Here is a 10,874-nt window from a genome sequence, read left to right on the forward strand (position 1 = left end):
CCGCGCAGCGCGGCACCCGCCCAGCGCGCGACGGGCGGCAGCAGCGCCACCGTGGGCCGCCCGAGCCGCCGCGCGCACTGCGAGAGCAGCAGCACCCCTTCGCCCGCGACGTTGTACGTGCCGTTGCCGCGCGCCGAGGCGCTCTCCGGCAGGCAGGCGAGCAGCCGCAGGACGGCGAGCGCGTCGTCCTCGTGCACGAACTGGAGTCGGGGATCGTGCCCGAGGACCGTCGGCAGCACGGGCAGCGCGAAGTAGGCGGCGAAGGGGGACTCGGCGCCGGGGCCGAGGATGCCCGCGAAGCGGAGCACGCCGACCGCGACGTCGGGGCGGCGGCGCGCGAAGCCCCGTACGTAGTGCTCGACTTCGCCGACGTCCTTCGCGAAGCCGCCGTGCGGCGGGGTGTGGTGCGGGCCGCTCTCGTCGACGACGGCGGGGTCGCGGGCGGCCGAACCGTACACGGCGGTCGAGGACTTCACGACGAGACGGCGCACCCACGGGGACTTCTGGCAGGCGGCGAGGAGCTGGAGGCTCCCGATGACGTTGGTCTCCTTGACGCCGGCGCGAGGCACTCCGGGCGCCGTGCCGGTCACGTCGAGGTGCACGACGGTGTCGACGGCGTGCTCGGCGAGCACACGCGCGAGGGCGGGCTGCCGCAGATCGGCGCGGACGAACTCCGCCCGCCCGAGCGGCTGCCCGGGCGCGGTGGCGTCCACCGCGATCACCCGCTCCACCGCGGGGTCCTCCTGCACGGCCCGTACGAACCGCGCCCCGAGCCGGCGCCCGGCCCCCGTCACCAGCACGACACTGCCCACGCGATCCGCCGCCCTTCCGTGGCGTACGCCGATGGGGCCACGGTAGCGGGCGGGAGCCGCGGGGCGGGGAGCGGTCCCGGCCACGTACGGGGTCGGCCGCGTACGGGGCTCGGTCGCGTACGGGGTCGGCCGCGTACGGGGCTCGGTCGCGTACGGGCGGGGGTCCCTGCCGCCTACGGGGGTCAGCCGCGTACGACCGCGCGTCCGCCCGGACACAGGACCGCGGCCCTCCCCCGGGGTGAACCGGGGAAGGGCCGCGGTGGAGCGCCCCGCTCGCGCGGGGAAGGGCTCACTTCTTGTTACGACGCTGGACGCGCGTACGCTTCAGCAGCTTGCGGTGCTTCTTCTTGGCCATCCGCTTGCGCCGCTTCTTGATGACAGAGCCCACAACAACCCTCGCTCACTACTCGGAACACCCCCGCAACTGGCGGGGGCACTTGGTGCGGGGCTGCATGGGCCCACACGACCTACGTCGGCCCAGCCTACCCGCCACCCGCTCCGAGCCCTAAATCGAGGGCATCCCCCCTGCCCGGGCCCCGGCCGAGGGCCGGTTCCCGGGCGGGCGGGCAGTGGGTTCAGGCGGTCTCCACCCCCACGTAGGACTCGCGGAGGTACTCGTGCACCGCCTGCTCGGGGACCCGGAAGGACCTTCCGACCCGGATGGCGGGCAGATGACCGCTGTGCACCAGGCGGTACACGGTCATCTTCGACACTCGCATCACCGAGGCGACCTCGGCGACGGTCAGGAACTGGACCTCGTGGAGAGGACGCTCGTCAGCAGTGGCCATCACTACACCTGTACCTTCCGCTCGGACGCGCACCGGCTTCCCCTCCGGTGACTCCTCGTCGCTGAGCGCTCACTCCCCAGATTAGGGGCGGGTGATGCGAGTGGGGAAGAGGAGCAGGCATCCTCTGTTTACCGTGACAGACACGCCGGATTGAGTACATAACGAGTAATCGGCCGGTAGTACCCGGTCCGCACGGCACCACCAAGCGGAACGCGAAAAGCCACCCGCCCCTCCCTCGCACCGCCGCCAGGACCGGGCCACGCGCGCCCCCTTGCCCCGCCGCCCCCACGACCGAGCTGACCTGCACCGCGACCCCGCCCCTCCCCCGGCGCCCCACCACGGCTCCCGCCTCGTCCGCCCCCCGTGAGCCGGTCCGTCCCAGGAGGCAGCGGCGAGGGGCTCGCGCCCGGCTCACACCCGGCGCGAGCGGAGGGCGCCGAGGGGGCCGGGAGAAGCGCGGAAACGTAGGCGGCGGGGCGCTTGCGTAGGGGGAAGCGGGTCGTTTTGTCGACACATCGGTGCGGAGTCGGGCGGAGGGAAGGGGGACGAGATGGCCAGGGCGGGTGGGGCGTTGGGCGTAGAGGATGTGCGCCGGGGTGCCCTGCGGAGGGCTACGGGAGGAGCCCGCGCAACGGAAAGACGGACTTCCGGGTCGCGATGATCGCCTGGTCGATGCGGTCCGCCGGGTCGTAGCCCTCCTCCCACGGCTGCCACCGCACGGGCCAGCGGCCGTCCGTCATCCGGTACGGCGCCTGCTGCCGCGTCTCGGCGTACACCTGCTGCCGCCACTCCTCCGGTACGGCGGCGAGCGGTTCGACGGGCCGGTGCGCGGCGATCGCGGTGAGGTGGGTCCACGCGCGCGGGACGACGTCGGTGACCGCGTAGCCCCCGCCGCCGAGCGCGAGCCAGCGTCCCCCCGCGTACGTGTGGGCGAGGTCGTGGCACGCGGACTGCACGGCGCGCTGCGCGTCGAGCGAGACGGCGAGGTGCGCGAGCGGGTCCTCGAAGTGGGTGTCGGTGCCGTGCTGGGTGACGAGGAACTGCGGGTCGAAGCCGGCGAGGAGTTCGGGCACGACGGCGTGGAAGGCGCGCAGCCATCCCGCGTCCCCGGTCCCCGCGGGCAGCGGGAGGTTCGCCGCCGAGCCCTCCGCGTCCTCGGCGCCCGTCTCCTGCGGCCAGCCGGAGTTGGGGAAGAGGGTGCGCGGGTGCTCGTGCACCGAGATGGTCAGGACGCGCGGATCGGACCAGAACGCGGCCTCGACGCCGTCCCCGTGGTGCACGTCCGTGTCCACGTACGCGACCCGCTCGGCGCCCAGTTCGAGGAGCCGCGCGATCGCGAGGGCCGCGTCGTTGTAGACGCAGAACCCGGAGGCGGCGGCGGGCATCGCGTGGTGGAGGCCGCCGGTGAAGTTCACGGCGTGCGCGGTGTCCCCGCGCCACAGCGCCTCGGCGGCGGCGACGGACTGCCCGGCGATGAGCGCGGACACCTCGTGCATGCCGGTGAACGCCCAGTCGTCGATGGTGCCGAGCCCGTACCGCTGGTCGGCGTGCTCCGGGTCGGCGGAGGCGGCCTTCACCGCCGCGATGTAGTCCTCGCGATGGACGAGCCGCAGCGTCGACTCCCCCGCGGGCGGGGCCGCGACGACCTTGAGCCCGGCGTCGACGCCGAGGCCCGCGACGAGCTTGCGGGTCAGGTCGAGCCGTACGGGGTCCATCGGGTGACCGTCGCCGAAGTCGTACGCGGTGACGCCGTCATCCCACATCAAGTGCGCGAGGCCGCTCATGCCCGTCACCGTACCGGGCGGGCGCGGACGCGAAGGAACGCGCGTACCCCAGGGTGACGAGGACGAGGACGAGCGGCACGATCATCGCGCCCCGGTAGTTCCAGGCGTCGCCGAGCGCCCCGACGAGCGGGGAGCCGACGAGGAAACCGACGTAGTTGAAGATGTTGAGCCGCGCGACGGCCGCGTCCGAGGCGTGCGGGAACATCCGCCCGGCGGCGGCGAAGGTCTGCGGTACGAGGACGCACAGCCCGAGCCCGAGGAGCGTGAAGCCCAGCATCCCGACCCAGGCGCCGGGCGCGAGCGCCACGACCCCGAAGCCGACCGCGGCGAGCACGGCACCGGCCCGTACGACCACGACGGGGCCGAAGCGCCGTACCCCGAAGTCCCCGAGCCCGCGCCCGATGAGCGTCGTGACCATGTACACGTTGTACGGGACGGTCGAGAGCTGTTCCGAGCTGCCGAGGACGTCCTGGAGGTACTTCGCGCTCCAGTTGGAGACGGTCGAGTCGCCGATGTACGCGAAGGTCATGACGAGGCAGAGCGGGAGGAGCATCCGGAAGACGACGCCGGACCCCTGCGCCCGCTCCTGGCCCTGCGGCGCGGGAGCCCCCTTGCGCGCGTCCGCGTACCAGCGGCTGCCGATGAGTGCGGCGGGGACGGTGACGGCGACGAGCGGGAGGTAGGAGACGCCGAGCGAGAGGTGCCAGTGCGCGCCGGCCCAGGCGAGCGAGGCGCCGAGGATGCCGCCGAGGCTGTAGACGGCGTGGAAGCCGAGCATGATGCTGCGGCCGTAGGCGCGCTGGAGGCTGACACCGAGCATGTTCATCGAGGCGTCGAGCGCGCCGACGCCGAGCCCGAAGACGGCGAGGACGAGGGCCAGGACCACCATGCCGTCGCCGTAGCCGACGCCGAGGAGGGCGAGCAGCGCGAGGGGCTGCGACCAGCGCAGCACCTGGCTGGGCCGCACCCGCTTGACGAGCTGTTCGGTGACGACGCTCCCGGCACCGGCGAGGACGGGGACCGCGGCGAGGAAGACGGGCAGGAGCCCGTCGGATATCCCGTACCTGTCCTGGACGGCGGGTATACGGGTGACGAGCAGCGCGAAGGCGGCGCCCTGCACGAAGAAGCTCAGGGCGAGCGCGATTCTGCCGTGCCGCAGGCGGGCGTCGATGGGGGCGGGAGCGGTCATGGCGGGAGCGTAGGCGCCCGCGCTACCGGCCGGTAGGCCAATCAGCGGAGCAAATCGGGGAGTTGGTCCATGCTCCCGAAGGTGGCGGTGACGGGGCCGAGTCCGGCCGCCGGGGTCATGGCGGTAAATCCGTACACATCCATCCCGGCGGCGCGCGCGGCCTCGACGCCGAGCGGGCTGTCCTCGACGACCGCGCAGCGCCCGGGGGCGACGCCCATCGCCTCGGCCGCGTGGAGGAAGAGGTCGGGGGCCGGCTTGCCGCGGCCGACGTCCTCGGCGCTGAAGACGCGGTCCTCGGGGAACCAGCGGTCGAGCCCGGTGACGCCGTGCCCGAAGCGGATGCGCTCGTGGCTGCCGGACGAGGCGACGCAGTACGGGGTCCCGCTCTCCTTCAGCCACGCGAGGACCTCGCCGACGCCGGCGACGGGCTTCAGCTCGCGCGCGAAGGCGGCGAAGACCCGCGCGTGGAAGTCGGTGTCGAAGGTCGCGGGCAGCCGCTGACCGGTCCGTTCGAGGATCGTGTCGTGCACCCGGTGCAGGGCGCCGCCCATGTAGTCCCTCAGGGAGTCCTCGTACGTGGTGGGGTGGCCGAGTTCCGTGAGGTACGCGGCGAGCACCGTGTTGGACAGCGGCTCGCTGTCCACGAGGACGCCGTCGTTGTCGAAGATGACCAGGTCGTAGCGCATGGCTTCGACAATAGCCCGGCGCCGAATTCCGGCCCGTGAACGCGGAAAAGCCCCGCACCAAGTAAATGGTGCGGGGCTTCCCCACAAATATTGTTCGGCGGCGTCCTACTCTCCCACAAGGTCCCCCTTGCAGTACCATCGGCGCTACGCAGCTTAGCTTCCGGGTTCGGAATGTAACCGGGCGTTTCCCACGCGCTATGACCACCGAAACACTATAAAACCAGCAACCACCCCGCCACACCGCGAAAGCGGGGGCAGTGTGTGATTGTTCGTGGTTTCAGAACCAACACAGTGGACGCGAGCAACTGAGGACAAGCCCTCGGCCTATTAGTACCGGTCAACTCCACCCCTCACAGGGCTTCCATATCCGGCCTATCAACCCAGTCGTCTACTGGGAGCCTTACCCTCTCAAAGGAGGTGGGAACACTCATCTCGAAGCAGGCTTCCCGCTTAGATGCTTTCAGCGGTTATCCCTCCCGAACGTAGCCAACCAGCCATGCCCTTGGCAGAACAACTGGCACACCAGAGGTTCGTCCGTCCCGGTCCTCTCGTACTAGGGACAGCCCTTCTCAATATTCCTACGCGCACAGCGGATAGGGACCGAACTGTCTCACGACGTTCTAAACCCAGCTCGCGTACCGCTTTAATGGGCGAACAGCCCAACCCTTGGGACCGACTCCAGCCCCAGGATGCGACGAGCCGACATCGAGGTGCCAAACCATCCCGTCGATATGGACTCTTGGGGAAGATCAGCCTGTTATCCCCGGGGTACCTTTTATCCGTTGAGCGACGGCGCTTCCACAAGCCACCGCCGGATCACTAGTCCCGACTTTCGTCCCTGCTCGACCCGTCGGTCTCACAGTCAAGCTCCCTTGTGCACTTACACTCACCACCTGATTACCAACCAGGCTGAGGGAACCTTTGGGCGCCTCCGTTACTCTTTAGGAGGCAACCGCCCCAGTTAAACTACCCATCAGACACTGTCCCCGATCCGGATCACGGACCCGGGTTAGACATCCAGCACGACCAGAGTGGTATTTCAACAACGACTCCACAACCACTGGCGTGGCCGCTTCACAGTCTCCCACCTATCCTACACAAGCCGAACCGAACACCAATATCAAACTGTAGTAAAGGTCCCGGGGTCTTTCCGTCCTGCTGCGCGAAACGAGCATCTTTACTCGTAATGCAATTTCACCGGGCCTATGGTTGAGACAGTCGAGAAGTCGTTACGCCATTCGTGCAGGTCGGAACTTACCCGACAAGGAATTTCGCTACCTTAGGATGGTTATAGTTACCACCGCCGTTTACTGGCGCTTAAGTTCTCAGCTTCGCCAACCCGAAAGTCAGCTAACCGGTCCCCTTAACGTTCCAGCACCGGGCAGGCGTCAGTCCGTATACATCGCCTTACGGCTTCGCACGGACCTGTGTTTTTAGTAAACAGTCGCTTCTCGCTGGTCTCTGCGGCCACCCCCAGCTCACCGAGTAAATCGGATCACCAGGTGTGGCCCCCCTTCTCCCGAAGTTACGGGGGCATTTTGCCGAGTTCCTTAACCATAGTTCACCCGAACGCCTCGGTATTCTCTACCAGACCACCTGAGTCGGTTTAGGGTACGGGCCGCCATGAAACTCGCTAGAGGCTTTTCTCGACAGCATAGGATCATCCACTTCACCACAATCGGCTCGGCATCAGGTCTCAGGCACAAGCTGCGCGGATTTACCTACGCAACGCCCTACACCCTTACCCCGGGACAACCACCGCCCGGGATGGACTACCTTCCTGCGTCACCCCATCACTCACCTACTACCAGCCTGGGTCACCGGCTCCACCACTCCCCTCAACTCCGAAGAGATCAGGGCGGCTTCACGGGCTTAGCATCACTGGATTCAATGTTTGACGCTTCACAGCGGGTACCGGAATATCAACCGGTTATCCATCGACTACGCCTGTCGGCCTCGCCTTAGGTCCCGACTTACCCTGGGCAGATCAGCTTGACCCAGGAACCCTTAGTCAATCGGCGCACACGTTTCTCACGTGTGAATCGCTACTCATGCCTGCATTCTCACTCGTGAACCGTCCACCACTCGCTTCCGCGGCAGCTTCACCCGGCACACGACGCTCCCCTACCCATCACAGCAGGCGTTGGCCCTATTGCTGCAATGACACGACTTCGGCGGTACGCTTGAGCCCCGCTACATTGTCGGCGCGGAATCACTAGACCAGTGAGCTATTACGCACTCTTTCAAGGGTGGCTGCTTCTAAGCCAACCTCCTGGTTGTCTCTGCGACTCCACATCCTTTCCCACTTAGCGTACGCTTAGGGGCCTTAGTCGATGCTCTGGGCTGTTTCCCTCTCGACCATGGAGCTTATCCCCCACAGTCTCACTGCCGTGCTCTCACTTACCGGCATTCGGAGTTTGGCTAAGGTCAGTAACCCGGTAAGGCCCATCGCCTATCCAGTGCTCTACCTCCGGCAAGAAACACACGACGCTGCACCTAAATGCATTTCGGGGAGAACCAGCTATCACGGAGTTTGATTGGCCTTTCACCCCTAACCACAGGTCATCCCCCAGGTTTTCAACCCTGGTGGGTTCGGTCCTCCACGACCTCTTACAGCCGCTTCAACCTGCCCATGGCTAGATCACTCCGCTTCGGGTCTTGAGCGTGCTACTACAGCGCCCTGTTCGGACTCGCTTTCGCTACGGCTTCCCCACACGGGTTAACCTCGCAACACACCGCAAACTCGCAGGCTCATTCTTCAAAAGGCACGCAGTCACGAGACACCAGCAAGCTGATGTCCGACGCTCCCACGGCTTGTAGGCACACGGTTTCAGGTACTATTTCACTCCGCTCCCGCGGTACTTTTCACCATTCCCTCACGGTACTATCCGCTATCGGTCACCAGGGAATATTTAGGCTTAGCGGGTGGTCCCGCCAGATTCACACAGGATTTCTCGGGCCCCGTGCTACTTGGGAATAACGCAAGTGAGCCACCACGATTTCAGCTACGGGGGTCTTACCCTCTACGCCGGACCTTTCGCATGTCCTTCGCCTATCATGATGGTTTCTGACTCACCCAGCCGCCGGCAGACGACTGAAGCGCAATCCCACAACCCCGTACATGCAACCCCTGCCGGGTATCACACACATACGGTTTGGCCTCATCCGGTTTCGCTCGCCACTACTCCCGGAATCACGGTTGTTTTCTCTTCCTGCGGGTACTGAGATGTTTCACTTCCCCGCGTTCCCTCCACACTGCCTATACATTCAGCAGCGGGTGACAGCCCATGACGACTGCCGGGTTTCCCCATTCGGACACCCCCGGATCAAAGCTCGGTTGACAGCTCCCCGGGGCCTATCGCGGCCTCCCACGTCCTTCATCGGTTCCTGGTACCAAGGCATCCACCGTGCGCCCTTAAAAACTTGGCCACAGATGCTCGCGTCCACTGTGCAGTTCTCAAACAACGACCAACCACCCATCACCCCAAGACCAAAGGTCTCAAGTTCACTGGGGCCGGCAAGAAGGCAAGCCAAACGGCCGTACCCTCAGACACCCAACAACGTGCCCGGCACCCCCAGCTCCCGAAGAGTCACGTTCCACGCCGAAGCAGTACTAGTGATCCCGGAATCCCGAGAGTGCCGAATAGTCAACGTTCCACCCATGAGCTAACCACCGTCGAACATTCGCCGACGTCATGGCTCTGGACCCCACCGGCCGAAACCGAGAGGGTCAGATGCTCCTTAGAAAGGAGGTGATCCAGCCGCACCTTCCGGTACGGCTACCTTGTTACGACTTCGTCCCAATCGCTGGTCCCACCTTCGACAGCTCCCTCCCACAAGGGGTTGGGCCACCGGCTTCGGGTGTTACCGACTTTCGTGACGTGACGGGCGGTGTGTACAAGGCCCGGGAACGTATTCACCGCAGCAATGCTGATCTGCGATTACTAGCAACTCCGACTTCATGGGGTCGAGTTGCAGACCCCAATCCGAACTGAGACCGGCTTTTTGAGATTCGCTCCACCTCACGGTATCGCAGCTCATTGTACCGGCCATTGTAGCACGTGTGCAGCCCAAGACATAAGGGGCATGATGACTTGACGTCGTCCCCACCTTCCTCCGAGTTGACCCCGGCGGTCTCCCGTGAGTCCCCAACACCCCGAAGGGCTTGCTGGCAACACGGGACAAGGGTTGCGCTCGTTGCGGGACTTAACCCAACATCTCACGACACGAGCTGACGACAGCCATGCACCACCTGTACACCGACCACAAGGGGGCGACCATCTCTGGCCGTTTCCGGTGTATGTCAAGCCTTGGTAAGGTTCTTCGCGTTGCGTCGAATTAAGCCACATGCTCCGCTGCTTGTGCGGGCCCCCGTCAATTCCTTTGAGTTTTAGCCTTGCGGCCGTACTCCCCAGGCGGGGCACTTAATGCGTTAGCTGCGGCACGGACAACGTGGAATGTTGCCCACACCTAGTGCCCACCGTTTACGGCGTGGACTACCAGGGTATCTAATCCTGTTCGCTCCCCACGCTTTCGCTCCTCAGCGTCAGTATCGGCCCAGAGATCCGCCTTCGCCACCGGTGTTCCTCCTGATATCTGCGCATTTCACCGCTACACCAGGAATTCCGATCTCCCCTACCGAACTCTAGCCTGCCCGTATCGACTGCAGACCCGGGGTTAAGCCCCGGGCTTTCACAACCGACGTGACAAGCCGCCTACGAGCTCTTTACGCCCAATAATTCCGGACAACGCTTGCGCCCTACGTATTACCGCGGCTGCTGGCACGTAGTTAGCCGGCGCTTCTTCTGCAGGTACCGTCACTCTCGCTTCTTCCCTGCTGAAAGAGGTTTACAACCCGAAGGCCGTCATCCCTCACGCGGCGTCGCTGCATCAGGCTTTCGCCCATTGTGCAATATTCCCCACTGCTGCCTCCCGTAGGAGTCTGGGCCGTGTCTCAGTCCCAGTGTGGCCGGTCGCCCTCTCAGGCCGGCTACCCGTCGTCGCCTTGGTGAGCCATTACCTCACCAACTAGCTGATAGGCCGCGGGCTCATCCTGCACCGCCGGAGCTTTCCACCACCTTGGATGCCCAAGGCAGTGAGTATCCGGTATTAGACCCCGTTTCCAGGGCTTGTCCCAGAGTGCAGGGCAGATTGCCCACGTGTTACTCACCCGTTCGCCACTAATCCCCGCCCGAAAGCGGTTCATCGTTCGACTTGCATGTGTTAAGCACGCCGCCAGCGTTCGTCCTGAGCCAGGATCAAACTCTCCGTGAATGTTTTCCCGTAATCGGGAGACACCACGAGAGCGGAACCGGGAGAGGAATAATCTCCCAGGTTCACAGCGTCCTCGCTGTGTGTATTTCAAAGGAACCTCAACCTCGGATCAGAAGATCCTCGGTCGGGGTATCAACATATCTGGCGTTGACTTTTGGCACGCTGTTGAGTTCTCAAGGAACGGACGCTTCCTTCGTACTCACCCTCTCGGGCTTTCCTCCGGGCGTTTTCCCTTCGGTATTTCGTGTTTCCGACTCTATCAGACTCTCTCGGGCCCGATTTCCTCGGTGCTTTCCGGTTCCCGGCCCGGCCTTTCGGCCTTTCCGTTTCCCTTTCGGCGT

Annotated in this window: 6 protein-coding genes and 3 rRNA genes; all 9 read right to left on the minus strand. The window is 65.3% G+C overall.

The features are described 5' to 3' along the window. A partial coding sequence (locus tag G3I42_RS30295; protein WP_164290944.1) for an NAD-dependent epimerase/dehydratase family protein occupies positions 1-812 on the minus strand: 812 nt, incomplete at its 3' end. A gap of 289 nt (positions 813-1,101) precedes the next feature. Then, on the minus strand, positions 1,102-1,200 hold the full coding sequence (locus G3I42_RS30300) for an AURKAIP1/COX24 domain-containing protein (RefSeq protein WP_003948845.1): 99 nt from the start codon (positions 1,198-1,200) through the stop codon (positions 1,102-1,104). A 187-nt stretch (positions 1,201-1,387) separates the two neighbouring features. Then, positions 1,388-1,600, minus strand: a complete 213-nt coding sequence (locus tag G3I42_RS30305; protein ID WP_030996959.1) for a helix-turn-helix domain-containing protein — start codon at positions 1,598-1,600, stop codon at positions 1,388-1,390. Positions 1,601-2,211: 611 nt separating this feature from the next. Next, positions 2,212-3,384 carry an acetoin utilization protein AcuC gene (locus G3I42_RS30310; RefSeq protein WP_164290945.1) on the minus strand — a complete coding sequence of 391 codons (1,173 nt, stop codon included), beginning with the start codon at positions 3,382-3,384 and terminating at the stop codon, positions 2,212-2,214. After that, positions 3,353-4,573 (minus strand): MFS transporter, encoded by a 1,221-nt coding sequence (locus tag G3I42_RS30315; RefSeq protein ID WP_164290946.1) that lies wholly within the window; start codon positions 4,571-4,573, stop codon positions 3,353-3,355. Before G3I42_RS30315 ends, G3I42_RS30310 begins: the two co-directional genes overlap by 32 nt. Before the next feature lie 41 nt (positions 4,574-4,614). Then, complete coding sequence (locus tag G3I42_RS30320; RefSeq protein WP_164290947.1) at positions 4,615-5,259, minus strand: HAD family hydrolase; 645 nt, start codon at positions 5,257-5,259, stop codon at positions 4,615-4,617. Between the two features lie 92 nt (positions 5,260-5,351). Then, a 5S ribosomal RNA gene (gene rrf, locus G3I42_RS30325) occupies positions 5,352-5,468 on the minus strand. Between the two features lie 98 nt (positions 5,469-5,566). Continuing rightward, positions 5,567-8,688, minus strand: a 23S ribosomal RNA gene (locus G3I42_RS30330). 316 nt (positions 8,689-9,004) lie between these two features. Continuing rightward, a 16S ribosomal RNA gene (locus tag G3I42_RS30335) occupies positions 9,005-10,533 on the minus strand. The 16S, 23S and 5S rRNA genes sit together here, the layout of an rRNA operon. Between the last annotated feature and the right edge of the window lie 341 nt (positions 10,534-10,874).

It is taken from the genome of Streptomyces sp. SID11385 (assembly GCF_010548245.1).
Lineage (GTDB): Bacteria > Actinomycetota > Actinomycetes > Streptomycetales > Streptomycetaceae > Streptomyces.

Bases quoted from the DNA above. Each gene is read 5' to 3' on its own strand.
- G3I42_RS30305 (WP_030996959.1), bottom strand. From the start codon at position 1,600: ATGGCCACTGCTGACGAGCGTCCTCTCCACGAGGTCCAGTTCCTGACC.
- G3I42_RS30310 (WP_164290945.1), bottom strand. From the start codon at position 3,384: ATGAGCGGCCTCGCGCACTTGATGTGGGATGACGGCGTCACCGCGTAC.
- G3I42_RS30320 (WP_164290947.1), bottom strand. From the start codon at position 5,259: ATGCGCTACGACCTGGTCATCTTCGACAACGACGGCGTCCTCGTGGAC.
- G3I42_RS30315 (WP_164290946.1), bottom strand. From the start codon at position 4,573: ATGACCGCTCCCGCCCCCATCGACGCCCGCCTGCGGCACGGCAGAATC.